This window comes from Streptomyces sp. NPDC048338 (assembly GCF_043201055.1).
In the GTDB taxonomy this organism is placed as follows: Bacteria; Actinomycetota; Actinomycetes; order Streptomycetales; family Streptomycetaceae; genus Streptomyces.
The window spans coordinates 177,790-197,530 of record NZ_JBICYQ010000004.1 but is presented as its reverse complement, the minus strand read 5'-3'; the positions used below and the strand labels follow the sequence as shown (position 1 = coordinate 197,530).

Genomic DNA, 19,741 nt, shown 5'->3' with positions numbered 1-19,741 from the left:
CGGGATGTGGTCAGGCGAGCGCGGGCTCGTCCAGCGTGAGCGTGCGGGCGTCCGCGTCCAGCACGCCGGGCACCCCGAGGGGTACGGTCAGGGCCGTGGCGCTGTGCCCGAAGCCCAGCTCCTCCACCACCGGCACGCCCAGCGGGGTCAGCCGGTCGGCGAGGACCGCCCGGACGTCCTCGTAGGGCCCGCATTCCTCCCAGGAGCCGAGGGCGATGCCCGCGACCCCGTCGAGCAGGCCGGAGCGCAGCAGCTGGGTGAGGATCCGGTCGAGCCGGTACGCCTCCTCTCCCACGTCCTCCAGGAGGAGCAGGCCGCCTCGTGTGGTGGGGCGGGCGTGCGGGGTGCCGATGTCGGCGGCGAGGAGGCTGACGCAGCCGCCGAGGGTGACGCCGTGGGCCCGTCCCGGCGCCATCGTCCGGGCCGTCGCCGGGGCGAGTGTCCGGACGGACTCGGGCTCGAAGAGCGTGGCCCGGAGGGATTCCTGCGTGCGGGGGTCCTTCAGGAAGGTGGCCGCGGCGACCATCGGGCCGTGCAGGGTGACCAGTCCCGCGCGGACGGCGAACGCCTCGTGCAGGGCGGTGACGTCGCTGTAGCCGACCAGCACCTTGGGGCCGGCCGCGCGGATCGCCCGCCAGTCGAGGAGGTCCACCATGCGCTGGGCGCCGTAGCCGCCGCGGGCGCACAGGACGGCGGCCACGGTGGGGTCGCACCACGCTTCCTGGAGGTCGCGGGCCCGTGCCTCGTCGGTGCCGGCGAGGTAGTCGAAGCGCGGGTGCCGGTCCAGGACGTGGGGGGCGACCACGGGCTGGAGGTCCCAGCCGCGCAGGATGTCGAGACCTGCCGCGAGGCGCTCCTCGGGGATCGGTCCGCTGGGTGCGACGACGGCGACGCGGTCGCCGGCGCGCAGCCGTGGGGGCCGGGTCAGGGGGCGGAGCCTGTCCGCCGGGTTCCGCGTCATTTCCGCAGCTCCAGGCGGGGGACGTCGGTCCGTTCGATGCCGAAGGTCTGCGCGTAGAGGGAGAGTTCGGCCTCCAGGGCGCGGATCAGGGTGTCGGCCAGCCGGAAGCCGTGGCTCTCGCCCTCGAAGGCGATGTACGCGTGCGGGATGCCCCGGCCGGCCATCCGGGCGAGGAACCGCTCGCTCTGGGCGGGTGGGCAGATGACGTCGTCGAGGCCCTGGAGCAGCAGGAAGGGGGCCGTGATCCGGTCGACGTGGTCGATGGGCGAGCGTTCGCGGTAGCGGGCGGGCACCTCGTCGACCGGTCCGATCAGGGAGTCGAGGTAGCGGGACTCGAAGTCGTGGGTCTCGTCGGTGGCCCAGCCGAGCAGGTCGAGGATGGGGTAGATGATCGTGCCGCAGGCGTAGAGGTCGCTGGTGACCAGCGAGGCGGCCGTGGTCCAGCCGCCGGCGCTGCCGCCGCGGATGGCCAGCCGGTCCGGGTCGGCGGTGCCTTCGGCGGCGAGGGCCTCGGCGACGGCCGCGCAGTCCTCGACGTCGACGACGCCCCACTGCTCGCGGAGCCGTTCGCGGTACTCCCGGCCGTAGCCCGTCGAACCGCCGTAGTTGACCTCGGCGACGCCGATGCCCCGGGAGGTGAAGTAGGCGATTCCCAGGTCCAGGACGAGCGGGGCGTGCCCGGTCGGCCCGCCGTGGGCCCACACCACGTAGGGCGGCAGTTCGTCGTCGGGGGCGATGCGGTCCGGGTTGTGCGGGGGGTAGACGTGCGCGTGGATCTCGCGGTCGTCGGGTCCGTGGAAGGTGCGGATCAGGGGTTCGGGGTAGTACGAGGGGTCGACGGGGTCGTCGTGGGGCGAGCCGACGATCCGCGTCCGGCCGGTGCGGGTGTCCAGTTCGACGACCTCGTAGGCGCTGCGGGGGCTGGCCGCGACGCCGACGACCCGGGTGCCGCGTACGGCGAGGGTGGGGGCCCATTCGGTCCAGGGGCCGGCGGCGTCGACGAGTTCGCCGCTCTGCGGGTCCAGTATCCCGAGGGCGGTGGCGCCCTTGCCGTGGATGACGGCGACCAGGCCGTCGTCCAGCGGCTGGAACCAGCAGTGGCCGATCTTCCACAGCGGGCCGCCGAACTCCTCGGGCCGCGGGCAGAGCGGGAGGGTCTCCCCGTCGGCGGAGGTGCGGTAGAGGTTCCACCAGCCGCTGCGGTCGCTGACGTGCAGGAGGCGGCCGTCGGCGGTCCAGCCGACCTGGGGGATCGACTCCTCGGGCCCGCCGGCGACGGTCCGCGCGTCGGTGAAGGCGCCGTCGGGGGTGACGTCGGCGAGCAGCACCTCGGTGCCGTCCCAGGGCATCCGGGGGTGGTCCCAGGCGATCCAGGCGACCTGCCGGCCGTCCGGGGAGAGCCGGGGTCCGGTGACGAAGCGGTGCCGTCCGTCGGAGAGTTCCCGCACGGCGGAGCGGTCGTCGGCCGCCGAGCCGTCCAGCGGTACGGCGGCGATGACCCGGCGGACGTCGGTGGGCGCGGGGCCGGTGAACTCCTCCAGGACGCACCAGACCTCGTCGCGGTCGGGGTGGATCACGGGGTCGGCCCAGCGCAGGCCGCCGCCGGTGTCCGAGACGGGGGTGAGGGGGCGGGGTTCCGGCGGGCCGTCGCCGGCATGGTCGGGCTCGTAGGCGTAGAGCCGCTGGTCGGGGAGGTGGCTGAAGACGACGAGGGGGCCGTCGTCCCGGCGGGCCCGGCCGGCCCAGGGCTGTCCGCCGTATTCGACGACCCGGCTGCGGACGTTCCAGGGGGCGGGCAGCACCGACTCCTCCGTGCCGTCGGCCGTGCGGCGGATCAGGGCGCGCCGGCCGCCTTCGGAGGGGCGCGGTGCGGTCCACCACACCTCGTCGCCGACGGTGCCGACGTACTCGGGTCGTCCGTCGTGCGAGGCGGCGAGCGCGGCGCCGATCGGTGACGGCCAGCTGCCGTAGCGGCCGGTGGGTACCATGTCGACTCCCCCTAGGCGGACTGCAGATAGTGGTCGAGTACGCGCACGCCGAAGTGGAGGGCGTCCACGGGGACGCGCTCGTCGACGCCGTGGAACAGGGCGGCGTAGTCCAGGTCCGGGGGCAGTTTGAGCGGCGAGAAGCCGTAGCCGGTGATGCCGAGGCGGGAGAACTGCTTGGCGTCGGTGCCGCCGGACATGGTGAAGGGGACGACGTGCCCGTCCGGGTCGAAGCGCTCGACGGCGGCCCGGAGTCTGGCGAAGGTCGGTGAGTCGACCGGTGCTTCCAGGGCGACCTCGCGGTGGTGGAACTCCCAGGCGACGTCGGGGCCGGTGAGCCGGTCCATGGTGGCGACGAACTCCTCGTCGCAGCCGGGGAGCATCCGTCCGTCGACGTACGCGACGGCGTGCCCGGGGATCACGTTGACCTTGTAACCGGCTTCCAGCATGGTCGGGTTGGCGCTGTTGCGGACGGTCGGTTCGACGATGGCGGCGGCCGGGCCGAGCTCGGCGAGGAGCGCGTCGACGTCGAGGCCGGGAGCGCTCACGTCGGTCTCGACGCCGTACAGCGCGGCGAGTTCGCGGAGTGCGGCGCGGACGGTCGGGGTGAGGCGGACGGGCCAGGTGTGGGCGCCGATGCGGGCGACGGCGGCGGCGAGCCGGGTGACGGCGTTGGCGGTGTTCACCTTCGAGCCGTGGCCGGCGCGGCCGTGGGCGGTGAGCTTGAGCCAGGCGGTGCCCCGCTCGCCGGCCGCGATCGGGTAGAGCGTCATGCCGGGCTCCGGGTGGAAGCTGAACGCCCCGGATTCGCTGATGCCTTCGGTGCAGCCCTCGAAGAGGCCGGGGTGGTGGTCGGCGAGGAAGCCGGAGCCGTCCTCGGCGCTGGCCTCCTCGTCGGCGGTGTAGGCGATGACGATGTCGCGGCGGGGCCGGACGCCCCGGCGGGCCCATGAGCGGGCGACGGCGAGGACCATCGCGTCCATGTTCTTCATGTCGACGGCTCCGCGCCCCCAGACCACTCCGTCGCGGACCTCGCCGGAGAAGGGGTGCACCGTCCAGTCGGCGGGCTCGGCGGGGACCACGTCGAGGTGGCCGTGGACGAGGAGGGCGTCGGCGGACGGGTCGGTGCCCTCGATCCTGGCCACCACGTTGGTGCGGCCCGGCGTCCGCTCCAGGAGGACGGGCTCCAGGCCGGCGGCGGCGAGGCGTTCGGCGACGTACTCGGCGGCGGGGCGTTCGCGGCAGTCTCCGCCGCCCCGGTTCGTGGTGTCGATCCCGATCAGCTCGGAGGTGAAGGTCACCACCTCGTCGAGCGCCGTGCCGTCGACCGCCGTGGGTGTCCGGTCCGTCTGCGTGAGCGACTCAGCCATACTGCTCCTCCACCGCGGCCGAGACGATGGTCGTGACCGCTTTGAACGTGCGAATGCTCTCGTACATGGTCGCGCCGGTGTAGGCGACCCGGCGTTCTCCGCCGCGCGCCACGCCGGGCACCACCGTGGCGGCGGCCGCCAGGTGCTCGGCGTCGAACTCCAGCTCCACGGTGAACGGACCGCCGCGCACCGGCTCGTGGCGTACGGCGAGGGCGGTCGCCGCCTTGGCCGCGGAGCGGATCTCGGCCGCGGTCCGCTTCGGGGTGCGGCAGACCGCGGCGTACCTCGACACGTGGTCCTTCACGGCGACCTTGTGTGCCCCGGGCGCGTATCCGAGCGCGTCCTCGCAGGTCAGGTCGTCGCCGGTGACGAGGACGACCGGCACTCCGTACTCGGCGACGACATGGGCGTTGAGCAGGCCCTCGCTCGCCTGCTCGCCGTCGAGCCACACCCCGGTGATGGAGTTGGCGAGATAGGTGTGGGCGAGGACGCCCTCGGTGCCGGCGCCGGTGTGGTATCCGACGAACGCGATGCCGTCGACGTCGCCGTGCTGCACGCCTTCGACCATGGAGAGCGACTTGTGCCGTCCGGTGAGCATCTCGACGCGTTCGTCGAGCTGTTCCAGGAGGAGGTTGCGCATGGTCCAGTGCGCCTCGTTGACGACCACCTCGGTGGCACCGCCGTCGAAGAAGCCGAGCGCCGCCGCGTTCACGTCCGAGGTGAACAGGGAGCGGCACCGCTCCCACTGGGGGGTGCCGGGCAGCACGTCGGCGGGCCAGGTGACTCCGGTGGCGCCTTCCATGTCGGCGCTGATCAGGATCTTCACGACTCTCCTGGTTCGTCGCAGGGCCCGGGCACGGAGCGCCGGGCGGGGCGACGGCCGGGCATGCCCGGCTCCCCCGAGCCGCGGGGGCGGCGCACGGCGACGTCCATGCTCATGCGGCGTCACGTTACGCGCTGACGAACGGCCAGGCCAGAACCGTCGACAGGTTCAGAGGTCCAGTCCGGTGGCGGTGCGCGCACACGGCGCGGCACGACCCGCGAGGGGTCGTGCCGCGTGGCGACGGGCGGGGCGGCCGGGGCGGTGGGGGGCGCCCCGGCCCGGCGGCGCCGTCCCCGCCGGGTCCGGTGACCGTCAGGTGAGCGGCAGCAGGGAGCTCGCCCAGCGCTCGACCGCCTCGGCCGTGGTGACGGAGTGGTCCTCCAGCATCGTGAAGTGGTCGCCGGTGACCTCCGCCACCTCGTGCGGAAGGTGCCAGGAGGCGATCCGCTCCTCGGTCTCGCCGTACGCCGCGGCCGCGTGCACGAGCAGGGTGGGCGCGCTGATCGGCTGGGGTTTCCACTGCCGGAAGAGGCGGGCGTACGCGCCCATGGCGGTGAGCCGGTGGTCGTCGAGCGAGACGAGCCTGCTCTCGCGCTCCAGCATGCCCCGGACCATCACGTCCCGGCCGCGCGGATCGTCCGCGCAGGCGGGGGTGTCGAGGAGGGCCACGCCGGCGGGTACGGCGTGCCGGCGCTCCAGCGCGTCCGCGATCGCGTGGGCCACCCAGCCGCCGGCGGACCGGCCGACGAGCAGCACCGGGGCGCCCTGCGCGGCGTCGAGCACCGCCTGGGCGTGCAGTTCGGCCAGGGCCTCGACCGTGGCCGGCAGCGGCTCGCCGGACGCGAAGCCGGGGTGGGGCAGGGCGGCGAGCCGCCAGGTCTCGCTGAAGCCGGTGGCGAACCGGGCGTACACGTGGGGTCCGGAGATCGCGCTGAATGCGGGCAGGCAGACCACGGTGGGCCGGGTGCCGCGGCGGCCGAACCAGACCGGGGCGGGTTTCGTGCCCGCTTCTGCGGGATGCGTGAAGCTCCTGCGCATCAGCGCGGCGGCCTCGATCATCACACCGGCCTCGTTCAGCCGTCCGTCGCCGGCCGCCTGCCAGAAGAGCTCGGTGAGCAGCCCCGCTCCCTCCTCCGCGTCCGGCCGGTCCGGGTCGAGCGCGCCGCGCGGGACGGCGGCGCCGGTCTCGTCCAGCCGTCCCTCGACGAACGCCGTGAGCGCGTCCAGGTCGGGGTGGTCGAAGACGACGGTACGGGGCAGGCGCAGGCCGAGCGTTCCGCCGAGCCGGTTGCGCAGCTCGATCGCGGTGAGCGAGTCGAAGCCCAGTTCCTGGAAGGAGCGGTCGGCGGTGACGGTCGTGGGTGAGGAGTGGCCGAGGGTCTCCGAGGCTTCGGCGCGCAGGAGTTCGCGCAGGGCGTCGGTGCGCTCCGTCCCGGTGAGGCCGGCGAGCCGGCGCCGGACCGTGCTGTCGGCGCCGTCGTCGGCCGGAGCGGACGCCTCGGGGGCGGGGGCGGACCCCTCGGGGGCGGGCGCGGTCTCCACGGCCTCGCGCGTCGCGGCGGGCGTGCCGGGACGGGCGGCGGCGGCCGGGGCCGAGGGGGAGCCGAGGACGGTGGGTCCGGGCGGGTCCTCCAGCCAGTAGTGCTGCCGCTGGAAGGGGTAGGTGGGCACGTCCGTCAGGGTGGCGCGGCCCTCGGTCAGCCGGGTCCAGTCCACCGTCCCGCCGTCGACGTGGAGGCGGGCCAGAGCCGTGAGGAACGACTCCGTCTCGGGGCGGCCGGTGCGCAGTGCGGCGGCGAACACCTGGTCGTCGGCCTCGGGGACGATCTTCTGGGCGAGTGCGCTCAGCACCCCGCCGGGCCCCACCTCCAGCCAGCGCACCGCGCCGTGGGCCCGGGCGCGTTCCACGGACTCCGCGAAGCGCACCGGCTGCCGGACGTGCCGTACCCAGTGCTCGGGGTCCACGACCTCGGCGGGGAGTCCCGCCATCGTCGGTTCCCGCAGTTCCAGCCCTGCCACGACATCACGGAACTCCTCCAGCATCGGATCCATCAGCGGCGAGTGGAAGGCGTGGCTGACCTTCAGGCGTGTGGTCCGCAGGCCCCGGGCGCGCCAGCTCTCCATGAGCGCCAGGACGGCGTCCTCCTCGCCCGACACCACGACGGACGCCGAGCCGTTGACGGCCGCGATCGCGACCCGGGCCGCGAGCCCGTCGAGCTCGGCCGTCACCTCGGACTCGGAGCGTTCGACCGCCACCATGGCTCCCCCGGGCGGCAGTTGCTGCATCAGCCGGCCGCGGGCCTCCACCAGGCGGCAGGCGTCCGCGAGGTTCAGGACGCCGGCGACGTGTGCGGCGGCGACCTCGCCGACGGAGTGGCCGACCACGGCGGCGACCTCGACGCCCAGGGACCGGACGAGCCGGAAGAGCGAGACCTCGACGGCGAACAGGGCGACCTGGGCGTTGCCGGTCCGGTCGAGTGCGCCCTCGGGGTCCGCCGCGAAGACCAGGTCCTTGAGCGGCATCCCGGTCAGCTCGGCGATCTCGTCGAAGGAGCGCGCGAACACCGGGTAGGTCTCGTACAACTCCTTTCCCATACCGGAGCGTTGGCTGCCCTGGCCGGAGAAGAGCACGGCGGTGGCGCCGGGCGTGGCGACGCCGCCGACCACGGTCCGGTCGGCGCCGGCACCGAGCAGCACCGCCCGGTGCCGGAAGACGGCGCGCCGGGCGAGCGAGGCGCCGACGTCCGCCGGGTCGGCCGGCGCGTCCTCGGCGTAGGCGCGCAGCGCGGAGATCCGCTCGTGCAGGGCCTGCGGGTCCCGGGCGGACAGCGGCCAGGGCACGAGGGCCGCGGGGGCCGTGTCCGGCCGCGGGGCGGTGTCCTCGTCGGGGGCCTCCTCCAGGATCACGTGCGCGTTCGTGCCGCTGATCCCGAAGGAGGAGACGGCGGCCCGGCGCGGCCGGTCCGTGCGGGGCCAGTCGCGGCGCTCCGTCAGGAGTTCGACGGCTCCCGCGGACCAGTCGACGTGCGGTGAGGGCTCCTCCGCGTGGAGTGTGCGCGGCATGATGCCGTGGCGCATCGCCTCCACCATCTTGATCACGCCGCCCACTCCGGCGGCGGCCTGGGTGTGGCCGACGTTCGACTTCATCGAACCGAGGCGGAGCGGCTGCCCGGGGTCGCGCTCCTGCCCGTACGTGGCCAGCAGGGCCTGGGCCTCGATCGGGTCGCCGAGCCTGGTCCCGGTGCCGTGGCCCTCCACGACGTCCACGTCCCGCGCGGACAGGCCCGCGTGGGCCAGGGCCTTGCGGATCACCCGCTGCTGCGAGGGGCCGTTCGGCGCGGAGAGGCCGTTCGAGGCGCCGTCCTGGTTGACCGCCACGCCCCGCATCAGCGCGAGGACGGGGTGGCCGTTGCGCCGGGCGTCGGAGAGCCGCTCCACGAGGAGCATGCCGGCGCCCTCGGCCCAGCCGGTGCCGTCGGCGCCGGCCCCGAACGCCTTGCACCGACCGTCGGGGGACAGTCCGCGCTGCCGGCTGAAGGAGAGGAAGGCACGGGGTGTGGCCATGACCGTGACGCCGCCGGCCAGCGCGAGCCCGCACTCGCCGGCGCGCAGTGCCTGCGCCGCCGCGTGCAGGGCGACCAGCGAGGACGAGCACGCCGTGTCCAGGGTCACCGCCGGCCCCTCGAAGCCGAGGGTGTACGAGATCCGGCCGGAGGCCACGCCGCCGGAGAGCCCGGTGACGAGGTACGGCTCGACGGACTCGGGCACCTGCTGGGTGGCGTAGTCGTGGTGCACCACGCCCGTGAAGACGCCGGTGTCGCTGCCGCGCAGCGACGTCGGATCGATCCCGGCGCGTTCGAACGCCTCCCAGGAGGTCTCCAGCAGGAGCCGCTGCTGCGGGTCCATCGCGAGGGCCTCGCGCGGCGACACCCCGAAGAACTCCGGGTCGAACAGGGCCGCGTCGTGCAGGAAGCCGCCGTGGCGGGCGTAGCAGGTGCCCGGCCGGTCGGGGTCGGGGTGGTAGATGCCGTCGATGTCCCAGCCCCGGTTCGTCGGAAAGCCGGAGACGGCGTCGCGCTCCTCCAGCACGAGCCGCCACAGGTCCTCGGGGGAGCGGACGCCGCCCGGGTAGCGGCAGGCCATGCCGATGACCGCGATCGGCTCGTGGCTCGCCGACTCGGCCCGCTGCAGCCGGCGACGGGTCTCGTGCAGCTCGGCGGTGACCTTCTTCAGGTAGCCGACCAGCTTCTCCTCGGTGCCCGTCACGTGACGTCCCCCTTCAGTTCGTTGTCGATGAGGTCGAAGAGCTGGTCGGCCGTGGCCGCCCCGATCAGTGCGTCGAGATCCATCTCGGCCATGCCCTCGGCGCTGTCCACGAGCCTCGGCGGGCCGTCGACGAGTCGTTCGGTCAGCGCGCGCAGACGGGCGGCGATCCGGTCGCGGGCGGCGCCGTCGAGGCGCTCCGCCTCGACGGCGGCCTCGAACCGGGCGAGTTCACCGAAGACGGTGCGCGGGCCGTCGGCCGTGCCCCCTCCCTCGCCGTCGCCGGAACCCCCGCCGTCGAGGACCGGCCGGAGCGCGCCGAGCAGATGCCGGGCCATCGCGGCCGCGGTCGGGTGGTCGAACGCCAGGGAGGCGGGCAGGTCCACGCCGGTGCCGGCGGCCAGCCGGTTGCGCAGCTCCACGGCGGACACGGAGTCCAGTCCCAGGTCCTTCATGCTGCGCCGGACCTCGACGTCCTCGGGCCCCTCGAAGCCCGCGACATCGGCGATCTCCGTACGGACGAGGTCGAGCAGCCGGCGCTCGCGCCGGTCCTCGGGGAGGGCCGTCAGCGCGGCCCGCAGCCGGGCGGCCGGTGCCACGGCGTCGGGCGGGGTGTCCGCCGCGGCGTCGCTCCCGACGGGGGGTGCACCGGCGGTGCCGGCCGCCGGCGGAGCGGCGGGCGGGGTGCCGTCGGGTCCGGGCGCCGGCAGCGAGGCGAGCCAGTACCGCCGGTGCTCGAAGGGGTAGACGGGCAGGTCCACCGGCCGTGCCGGGCGGCCGCCGAAGTACGCCGTCCAGTCGACCGGTACGCCGTGCGTGTGGGCCCTGGCCACCGCGTCGAGCAGCGCGCGGACCTCGGGGCGGCCCCGGCGGAGCCCCCCGCACGGGACCAGTTCGTCCTCGGTGGCGCAGTCGCGCGCCATCGCGGTCAGTACGGCGTCGGGCCCGATCTCCAGGAGCGCGCCGATCCCCGTCGCCGGCAGCGCGCGCACGGCGTCGACGAAGCGGACCGCCTCGCGGGCGTGCCGGACCCAGTAGTCGGGCGACCGCAGCTCGGCCGGTTCGGCGGGCCGGCCGGTCACGTCGGAGACCACGGGGACGAGCGGCGGCCGGAACGTGACCGTGCGTGCCACCGCCCGGAAGTCGTCCAGCATCGGTTCCATGTGACGTGAGTGGAAGGCGTGGCTGACCCGCAACCGGGTGGCCCGCCGTCCCCGGGCCCGGAACCCGGCGGCGACCGCGTCGACCGCGTCCTCGTCGCCGGAGACCACGACGGCGCGCGGCCCGTTGACCGCGGCGATCTCGGCGAGCCCGCCGTTCGCGGCGGACCCGGTCGCGGCCGTCGCGGCGAGGGCCGCGCGGACCTCCTCCTCGGTCGCCTCCAGTGCCGCCATGGCGCCGCCGGCGGGCAGGGCCGCCATCAGCCGGCCGCGTGCGGCGACGAGCGAGGCCGCGTCCGGCAGCGACAGCACGCCGGCCGCGTGCGCCGCGGTCAGTCCGCCGACGGAGTGACCGAGGACCAGGTCGGGCAGGATCCCCCAGGACTCGACGAGTCGGAAGAGCGCCGTCTCCAGGGCGAACAGCGCGGGCTGGGTGAAGTCGGTCCGGTCCAGCAGGGCCGCCTCCGGGGTGCCCTCGGCGGCCCACATCACCTCCCGCAGAGGCCGTTCCAGATGCGCGTCGAGTGCTGCGCAGGCCGCGTCGAGCGCCTCGGCGAAGACGGGGTGGGCGTCGTACGACTCCTTTCCCATACCGGGTCGCTGGCTGCCCTGACCGGTGAAGGCGAGCGCGAGCCCGCCCGACGCCGGCTCGGCGCCCTCGCCGCCCTTGGCCTCGCCGGCGGCGAGTGCGGTGAGCCGGCGTTCCAGATCCGCCCGTCCGGTCACGACGAAGGCGGCCCGCCGCGGGAAGGACGTACGGGTGGTGGCCAGCGCGGCGGCCAGGTCGGGGACCGTGAGCTCCGGGTCCGCGCGCAGACGGTCGAGGAGGTGCGCGGCGCGGGTGCGCAGCGCGGTCGCGGTCCGGGCCGACAGCACCACCGGCACGGCGGGTCCGGCGGTGCGCGGGCCGGCTCCGGGTGCGGAGGGCGCGGAAGGCGGCGCGGGCGACTCGGCGGACGGCCGCTCGGGGACGTCCGGGGCCTGTTCCAGGATGAGGTGGGCGTTGGTGCCGCTGACGCCGAAGGAGGACACCGCGGCGCGGCGCCGTCCTTCGGTCGCGGGCCAGGCGGTGTGCTCGCGGAGGAGGCGCACGGCGCCCGCGTCCCAGTCGACCGCCTCCGTCGGACGGTCGGCGTGCAGGGTGCGGGGCAGTTCGCCGCGCCGGATGGCCTCCACCATCTTGATGACGCCGCCGATCCCGGCCGCCGACTGGGCATGGCCGATGTTGGACTTGAGCGACCCGAGGAGCAGCGGGCGGGCGGGGTCGCGGTCCCTGCCGTACGTCGCGAGGAGCGCGTTCGCCTCGATGGGGTCGCCGAGCACGGTGCCCGTGCCGTGGGCCTCGACGGCGTGCACGTCGGCCGGGGACAGTCCGGCGTCGGCCAGGGCCCGCCGGATGACCTGCTGCTGGGCCGGTCCGCTCGGGGCGGTCAGGCCGTTGCTCGCGCCGTCCTGGTTGATCGCGCTGCCCCGCAGGACGGCAAGGACGGGGTGGTGGTGGCGGCGCGCGTCGGAGAGGCGTTCCAGGACGACGGCGCCGACGCCCTCGGACCAGCCCGTGCCGTCGGCGTCGGCGCCGAAGGCCTTGCACCGTCCGTCGCCGGCCAGTCCGTGCTGACGGCTGAACTCCACGAAGGTGCTCGGGGTCGCCATCACCGCGACACCGCCGGCCAGGGCCAGCGAGCACTCGCCGCGCCGCAGTGCCTGGGCGGCCAGATGGAGGGCGACGAGCGAGGAGGAGCAGGCCGTGTCGACGGTGAGGGCGGGGCCGCTGAGGCCGAGGGTGTACGCGAGGCGTCCGGAGGCGACGCTGCCGGCGGTGCCGGTGCCGAGGAGGCGTTCGAGGTCCTCGGGGAGGACGCCGGGGTTCCGGGCGTAGTCGTGGAACATCAGCCCGACGTACACGCCGGTGTCGGTGTGCCGCAGCGACCGTGGATCGATGCCGGCGCGTTCGAGGGCCTCCCAGCCCACTTCGAGGAGCAGGCGCTGCTGCGGGTCCATGGCCAGCGCCTCGCGGGGGCTGATGCCGAAGAAGCCGGCGTCGAAGTCGCCCGGCGCGTCGAGGAATCCGCCGTGGCCGGTGGCGCTGGTGCCCGGGGCGGTGCCGTCACCGCTGAGCAGCCGGTCCAGGTCCCAGCCGCGGTCGGCCGGGAACGCTCCGATGGCGTCGCGCCCTTCGGCGACGAGCCGCCACAGGTCCTCGGGCGACGCGACGCCGCCCGGGTAGCGGCAGCTCATGCCGACGAGCACGATCGGGTCGTCCCGGTCGGCGGCGGGCGTGCGGCGCGGGGCGGGCGCCGCGCCGGCGGCCGGGCGGCCGAAGAGTTCCGCGGCGAGCACCTCCGCCACGGCGGCCGGCGTCGGATGGTCGAAGGCGAGGGTGACGGGCAGCCGCAGTCCGGTGCGGGCCGCCAGCCGGTCGCGCAGGGCGACCGCGGTGAGCGAGGTGAGGCCCAGGTGCGTGAAGGCGAGCGCGGCGTCGATCCCGCTCGCCCCGTCGAGGCCGAGGGCGTGCGCGGCCTCCTCGCGTACGAGGTCGGTCAGGGCCTTCGACCGGGCCCTGGCGGGCAGTTCGCCGAACCGGGCCCGCAGGTCCCCGGCCCCGTCGGGACCGGTGTCGCCGGGGGCGCGGTCGCGCAGCAGGGCGCGCAGCGGGGCGCCCTCGTCGGAGCGCAGCCGCCACGGGTCGACGCGCAGGGCCAGGACCGGGGACCGTAGCGACCGGGCGAGGTCGAAGGCGTCGGCGGTCTCGCGCGCGTCGAGCGGGCCGGCTCCGGGGACGACCCGCTCGGGGTGGGGGCCGGTGCCCGCCTCCGTCGCCGCTCCGGGGGCGAAGGCGACGAAGGTGGCGTGGGGCGCGGCCTGGGCGAGTGCCGCGAGGTACGCGTCGGCCGCGGCCTCCGCCGGGGAGCCGGCGTGGGCCGGCCCGTCGCCGAGCGTGCCGCAGAGGGTGAGGGGGGCCGGCGTGGTCCCGTCGGTCCGTGCGAGCAGCAGGGCCGCGGTCCGTGCGGCGCCGGGTCCGGTGAGGGGGTGGACGACCGCGCCGAGCGGGCCGTCCGCGCCGACGGCCGCGAGCAGGTCGGCGACGCCGGCCGCGGTGTCGGGCGGGGCCGTGTGGACCGTCACCCGGGCGCCCAGACCGGTCAGTTCGGCGGCCAGGTCGTCCGCCGCGGCCCGGTCGTCGGCGGCGAGGGCCAGGGAGCGGGCGCCGTGCCCGGCCACGAGGTGGGTGGCGAGGACGCGGGCGAGGGCGGTCTCCGCGCCCGTCACGAGGACGGTGCCGGTCGATACGGACCCGGCGGGCTCCTGCGGGTGGCCCGTCGGCCGGACCCCGGCACGGGTGGGCTGCGCTCCGGTCACGGTGCCGGGCGCGGCGCCCGTGTTCCCGCCGGCCTCGTCCGTCGCCCGTACCCGGGACAGCCGCGGCACGAGGACCCGTCCGCCGCGGACGGCGAACTCCCGCTCCTCGCCCGGTCCGGCCAGCACGGTGCTCCAGGCCGCCACGAGCGGGTCCTCCTCGTGCCCGGCCGGCACCGTCACCGCCTCGGCATCGGCAGAGGTGTCCGCATCGGCATCGGTACGGGTGTCCGCATCGGCATCGACATCGACGAGGAGCGGGGCGCCGGACCGGCCGTGGGCGCGGGCCCAGGCGCGCAGGGCCGCGCCGTACGGATCCGGCACCTCGCCGGACCGGGCGGCCACCGCGCCCCGGGTGAGGACGACGACGCGAGGCGCCGGCGCCGCCGCGCCGAGGTCCGCGAAGCCGACCAGGGCACCGAACCCGTCCGCACCGCCCCGGCCGCCGGACGGGGCTGCCCCGTCCGGCCCGTCGAGGCCGGTGAGCCGGTCGAGGACCGAGAGCCGGTCCTGCCCGCCCGGTCCGTCGGCCGCCTCGCCTCCGCCGGCGCCGCCCGCCACCGGCGGCGCGACGCAGAGGTATCCGCCGAAGGGCCCCGCGGCGCGCGCCGCCGGCAGGTCCGCGAAGGCGGTGGTCGTGCCGCCCGCGCGGCGTACGGCCTCGGCGAACGCCGGTTCCCGGCCGCCGATCACGGCCCAGCGCACCGCGCTGCCGGGTGGGCCGTCCCCGGTCCCCCGCCGCCCGCCCTCGTCGGTGTCCCGCCGCGGCCGCGGGCCCTGCCACGGCTCCCAGCACGTCTCCCACAGCCGGTCGTGATGCGTCGTGCCGAGGCCCCGCAGCCGTGCCGGGAGTTCGCGCAGTCGCCGCCGGCTGACCTTGCCCGAGCCGGTGAGCGGCAGGGCGGTGGTCTCGTACAGCGCGACCGGGACCTTGAAGTAGCTGAGCCGGTCCCGGCAGACCGCGATCGCGGCGGCCGGCGACCAGCCCTCGGGCCCGGGGACGACGTAGGCGACGGGGACCTCGCCCAGGGCCTCGTCGGGGCGGCCCGTCACGGCGACGTCGCGGACGCCCGGGACGGTCCGCAGCACCGCCTCGATCTCGCCGGGCTGGATGTTCTCGCCCGCCCTGATGATGAGTTCCTTGACGCGGCCGGTGACGGCCAGCCGGCCCTCCTCGTCGCGGGTGGCCAGGTCTCCGGTGCGGTACCAGCCGTCCCGCAGCGCGGCGGCGGTCTCCTCGGGCAGGCCGTGGTAACCCAGCAGCAGACCGGGGCTCTTGACCAGCACCTCCCCCTCCTCGCCGGGGGCCACCTCACGGCCGGTGCGCGGGTCGACGAGCCGCAGCGCGGCGCCGGGCACGACGGTGCCGCAGCTCCCGGGGACCCGCGGGGAGTCGGGGCGGCTCATGGTGATCGCGCCACAGGTCTCGGTGCTGCCGTAGCTGTTCACCAGGGGCGCGCCGAGCACCCGCTCGACCGCCTCGGCCAGTGCCGGACCGGTGGCGGCGCCGGTCACCAGGCAGACCCGGAGGTCCGGGACCGGCCGGCCGGACTCCTCGACCGCGTCGAGGAGCCGGAAGTACATCGAGGGGACGCCGAGCAGCATGGTGTACGGCTCGGCGCGCAGCGCCTCCAGGACGTCCCGGGCGCCGAAGCCCGGAAGGATGCGCGCGGTGGCGCCGGTGACGGTGACACCGAGGACGCAGAGGATGTGGGCGAGGCTGTGGAAGAGCGGCAGCGGCCACAGCAACCGGTCGTCCGGGGCGAGTCCGAGGACGCCGCGGTAGGAGGAGTGGACCGACCAGAGGCAGCCGCGCTGGGTGGAGACCACGCCCTTGGCCTGACCCGTGGTGCCGGAGGTGTACAGGATCCAGGCCGGCTCGTCGAGCCCGAGATCGTCCCGCGGGCCCTGTGCGGGCTCCGTCGTGGTGAGTGCGTCGAAGGAGAGGGCGCCGGGGTGCTCGCCGTGCGCGAGGACGACCGTGAGGTGGGGGCGCTCCGCCCGCAGCCGGGTGACCTGGTCGAGGTGGGATCCGTCGGTGACGACGAACCGCGCCCCGCTGTCGTCGAGTTGGTGGGACAGCTCGGCGTCCGAGGACTGCGGGTTGACCGGGACGCCGACCGCGGCGGCGCGGGTGACGGCGAGGTAGCTCTCCACCGTCGCGACGGTGTTGCCGAGGAGGAGCGCGACCCGGTCGCCGCGGCCGAGGCCGTGCGCCGCGAGGTGGCCGGCGAGGCGCGCCGTGCGCTCCTCCAGCCGGCGGTAGGTGACCTGTCGTTCCTCGTCGGCGAACGCGACCTGGTCCGGTCGGTCGAGTGCGTGCTCGCGCAGCACTTCGGGAAGTGGCCGGATGCCTTCGACCTGCGTCACTCGCACGCTCCTGCCTGCTCTGAGTCTCCACCGCCGGCGCAGCACCCGGGAGGCCGGGCGGCGCCGTTTCCTCCGGCTCGCTCGCCTTCGGGCCGCGCCCCGGTGAGCACACCTGGCGTAACGCTAGAAAGGGCGGGACGGCGAATACAACCCCTATTCGATCCGCCGAACCACTGTTCCCGCCCCTAATCCAGCGGACGCCCGGATTCGCCAAGAAGGCGTCCAGACGGCGTGCAGAAGGCGTTCAGCGTGCGTGCTCGAATCTGGCTGGGTCCAGCCAACGCAGTGCTGCTGATACCCGCTTCGGCGGGACGTGGCACGTTGCAGATCGGGAAGGTCGCACATGCCGTCCACTCTCACCGGCATACCCACTGAATTCGATGTCATCGTCATCGGTGGCGGGCCGGCCGGTGCCACCACCGCGGGACTTCTGGCCAAGCGCGGACACAAGGTCCTTGTTTTCGACCGTGAGCGCTTTCCGCGATACCACGTCGGAGAATCCCTGATTCCGGTCGTGATGGCCCCCATGGAGGAAATGGGGCTGACCGAGCGGATGGAGCAGCGCGGATTCGAGCGCAAGTACGGCGGAACGTTCGTGTGGGGCAGCGAGCAGGCGGCCTGGGACTTCTCCTTCGTCGACGGCGGGGACTACCCCTTCGCGTACCACACCCGGCGGGCCGACCTGGACGCGCTGATCCTGGACCGGGCGCGCGAGCTGGGGGCGTTCGTCGTCGAGGACGCCACCGTGAAGGAGCCGGTCGAGGACGAGGAGGGGCGCGTCACCGGCGTCCGCTTCACCGTGCGGGGCAGCAAGGAGACCTACGAGGTCAGCGCCTCGATGGTGGTGGACGCCTCGGGCCAGGCGCGTGTCCTCACCCGTAAGTACTCGGAGATCAACTGGCACGACAAGCTGCGCAACGTCGCCGTGTGGACGTACTTCGACAACTGCGAGCGGCTGCCCGGCGACCAGTACACCAACATCCTCATCGAGGGCATCGAGAACGGCTGGTTCTGGGGGATCCCGCTCGACAAGGGCACGGTCAGCGTCGGTTTCGTGACGCCGAGCTCGGTCGCCGGCGAGAGCGACCAGAACCTGGAGCAGCTCTTCCACGACGAGGTCGAGAAGACCACCAAGCTCAAGCACATGCTGCGGGACGCCCGCCAGTCGGCCGGCTTCCGCAGCGCGCGGGACTGGTCGTACACGAACCAGACCGTCTACGGGAAGGGCTGGGCCGCCGTCGGTGACGCGGCCGCGTTCGTCGACCCGCTGATCTCGACCGGTGTCGCGCTGGCGACGACCGCGGGCAGCATCCTGTCCCGGGTCATCGACAAGATCCTGCAGTACCCGGAGATCGAGGAGGTGGCGCTCAAGCGCTACGCCACCGCCTACCTGAGCTTCTTCAACGAGGTCCGCTCCTTCGTGGAGCGCTTCTACGACCGGACGCTGAAGAAGGAGGACTACCACAAGCTGGCCCAGTCGATCATCGACCCGGAGGAGAAGAACACCCCGGCGACCGACTTCGTCACGCTGCTCGGCGGCCTGCGCGGCAAGCACCTCGCGCTGAACATCACCGTCGACGACCTCGTCCCGCAGGAGCCCCTGTCCCCCGCCGCCAAGGGCTGAGCCGTCCCGGTCGACCGTCCAGGAAAGGACAATCTGGTGCCAGGCAAGAACTCCGCCTCCGCGGATGCAGAACGATACGACGTGGTGATCCTCGGCAGCGGCATGGCCGGAGGCATGCTGGGCGCGGTGCTGGCCCGCAACGGGGTCAGGACCCTCATCGTCGACGCGGGCACCCATCCGCGGTTCGCGGTGGGCGAGTCGACCATCCCGTACACCTCGGGCATGGCGCGGCTCATCGCCAAGCGCTACGACGTGCCGGAGCTGAAGGCGCTGTCGAACTACAAGGGGACCATCGAGGAGATCTCCCCCAACTGCGGCCAGAAGCAGAACTTCGGCTTCGTCTACCACCGTGAGGGGCAGCCGCAGAACCCGCAGGAGATCAACCAGCTGGTCGTCCCGCTCGAACTGCGCACCGAGACGCACCTGTTCCGGCAGGACGTGGACGCGCACCTGTTCCACGTCGCGATCACCTACGGGGCCGACGCGCGGGTCGGGACCCGGATCACCGAGATCGACATCGACCCGGACGAGGGCGCGGTGCTGCGCTCCGAGCACGGCGAGGAGTTCCGGGCGTCCTACGTGGTCGACGGCAGCGGCTTCCGCTCGCCGCTGGCCGAGAAGTTCGACCTCCGGGAGACGCCGACGCGGGCCCGGACCCATTCGCGCTGCCTGTTCACGCACATGATCGGGGTGAAGCCGTTCGACGACTCGCCCACGGCGCAGCCGCACGACCAGCCGAGCCCGTGGCACCACGGCACGCTGCACCACGTCTTCGACGGCGGCTGGCTCTGGGTGATCCCGTTCGACAACCACGCCGAGGCGCGCAATCCGCTGTGCAGCGTCGGGCTGACCCTGGACCCGCGGAAGTACCCGAAGGGCTCGATGCCCCCGGAGGAGGAGTTCGCGGACTTCCTCGAGCGGTTCCCGGAGATCGCCTGGCAGTTCGAGGGCGCCAAGGCGGTCCGTCCGTGGGTGTCCACCGGCCGGCTGCAGTACTCGGCCGGGCAGGTCGTGGGCGACCGCTTCTGCCTGACCTCGCACGCCGCCGGTTTCATCGACGCGCTGTACTCGCGCGGTCTGGCCAACACGCTGGAGCTCGTCAACGCGCTCGGCTGGCGGCTGATCGCCGCCTCCCGCGACGGCGACTGGTCCCGGGAGCGCTTCGCCCACGTGGAGGACCTCCAGCAGGGGCTGTTCGACTTCCACGACGACCTCGTCTACAGCTCGTTCGTCGGCTTCGGCCACTACGACCTGTGGAACGCGGTCAACCGGACGTGGATGCTCGGCACGATGAGCGGCAACATGATGGTCGAGGACGCCTACTACCGGTACAGCGAGAGCGGCGACCCCGACGTCTTCCTGGAGGCCGAGCGCTCCGGCAACCCGGGTTCCCCGCTCCCCATCAGCGAGACCTTCGTCCGCCTGGGGACGCTGACCCGGGAGCTGTGCGAGTCGGTCGAGGCGGGCACCCTCGCGCCGGAGGTCGCGGCCGAGCGCATCCACGAGTACATCCGCAAGGAGGTCGACTTCATCGCGCACGCGGACAAGTTCGGCCTTCCGGAGAACCGCTGCTTCAACATGACGCGGGAGCGCATGGACGCGGCCGAGGAGTGGTCGCGCACCCAGGCACCGCCGGAGATCGGGCGGCGCATGCTCAACGCGAGCCGGGGCATGGCGCTCGCCAAGGAGGCCGAGAGCGGCACGGGGGCCTCGGACTACTGAGCCCGACCTCCCGGCGCCCGGGCCGCGGACGACCGCGCCCGGCCCCGGCGCCGGGGCCATGACCACCCGGCCGGCCCCGTGGACCCGTACTCCGGCCACGGGGCCG

7 protein-coding genes and 1 pseudogene are annotated in these 19,741 nt (G+C 74.5%); 2 read left to right on the top strand and 6 right to left on the bottom strand.

What is annotated here, in order from left to right; all coding sequences use genetic code 11:
- Positions 1 to 10: 10 nt before the first annotated feature.
- The 6 genes and pseudogenes from ACGFZF_RS11210 to ACGFZF_RS11185 form a co-directional block, all read right to left on the bottom strand.
- Positions 11 to 961 (bottom strand): LD-carboxypeptidase, encoded by a 951-nt coding sequence (locus ACGFZF_RS11210; RefSeq protein WP_393553241.1) that lies wholly within the window; start codon positions 959 to 961, stop codon positions 11 to 13.
- On the bottom strand, positions 958 to 2,949 hold the full coding sequence (locus ACGFZF_RS11205; protein WP_393553239.1) for a prolyl oligopeptidase family serine peptidase: 1,992 nt from the start codon (positions 2,947 to 2,949) through the stop codon (positions 958 to 960). Before ACGFZF_RS11205 ends, ACGFZF_RS11210 begins: the two co-directional genes overlap by 4 nt.
- Before the next feature lie 11 nt (positions 2,950 to 2,960).
- On the bottom strand, positions 2,961 to 4,316 hold the full coding sequence (locus ACGFZF_RS11200) for a M20/M25/M40 family metallo-hydrolase (protein WP_393553237.1): 1,356 nt from the start codon (positions 4,314 to 4,316) through the stop codon (positions 2,961 to 2,963).
- Complete coding sequence (locus tag ACGFZF_RS11195; RefSeq protein WP_393553235.1) at positions 4,309 to 5,142, bottom strand: M55 family metallopeptidase; 834 nt, start codon at positions 5,140 to 5,142, stop codon at positions 4,309 to 4,311. Before ACGFZF_RS11195 ends, ACGFZF_RS11200 begins: the two co-directional genes overlap by 8 nt.
- 309 nt (positions 5,143 to 5,451) lie before the next feature.
- A pseudogene (locus tag ACGFZF_RS11190) lies at positions 5,452 to 9,357 on the bottom strand (type I polyketide synthase); the annotation flags it as partial.
- Between the two features lie 44 nt (positions 9,358 to 9,401).
- Positions 9,402 to 16,289, bottom strand: a complete 6,888-nt coding sequence (locus ACGFZF_RS11185) for a beta-ketoacyl synthase N-terminal-like domain-containing protein (RefSeq protein ID WP_393553233.1) — start codon at positions 16,287 to 16,289, stop codon at positions 9,402 to 9,404.
- A 343-nt stretch (positions 16,290 to 16,632) separates the two neighbouring features.
- Here ACGFZF_RS11185 and ACGFZF_RS11180 point away from each other — a divergent pair, with 343 nt between their 5' ends.
- Complete coding sequence (locus ACGFZF_RS11180; protein ID WP_393553231.1) at positions 16,633 to 17,913, top strand: NAD(P)/FAD-dependent oxidoreductase; 1,281 nt, start codon at positions 16,633 to 16,635, stop codon at positions 17,911 to 17,913.
- A 36-nt stretch (positions 17,914 to 17,949) separates the two neighbouring features.
- Positions 17,950 to 19,635 (top strand): NAD(P)/FAD-dependent oxidoreductase, encoded by a 1,686-nt coding sequence (locus ACGFZF_RS11175; RefSeq protein ID WP_393553229.1) that lies wholly within the window; start codon positions 17,950 to 17,952, stop codon positions 19,633 to 19,635.
- The last annotated feature ends 106 nt before the right edge of the window (positions 19,636 to 19,741 follow it).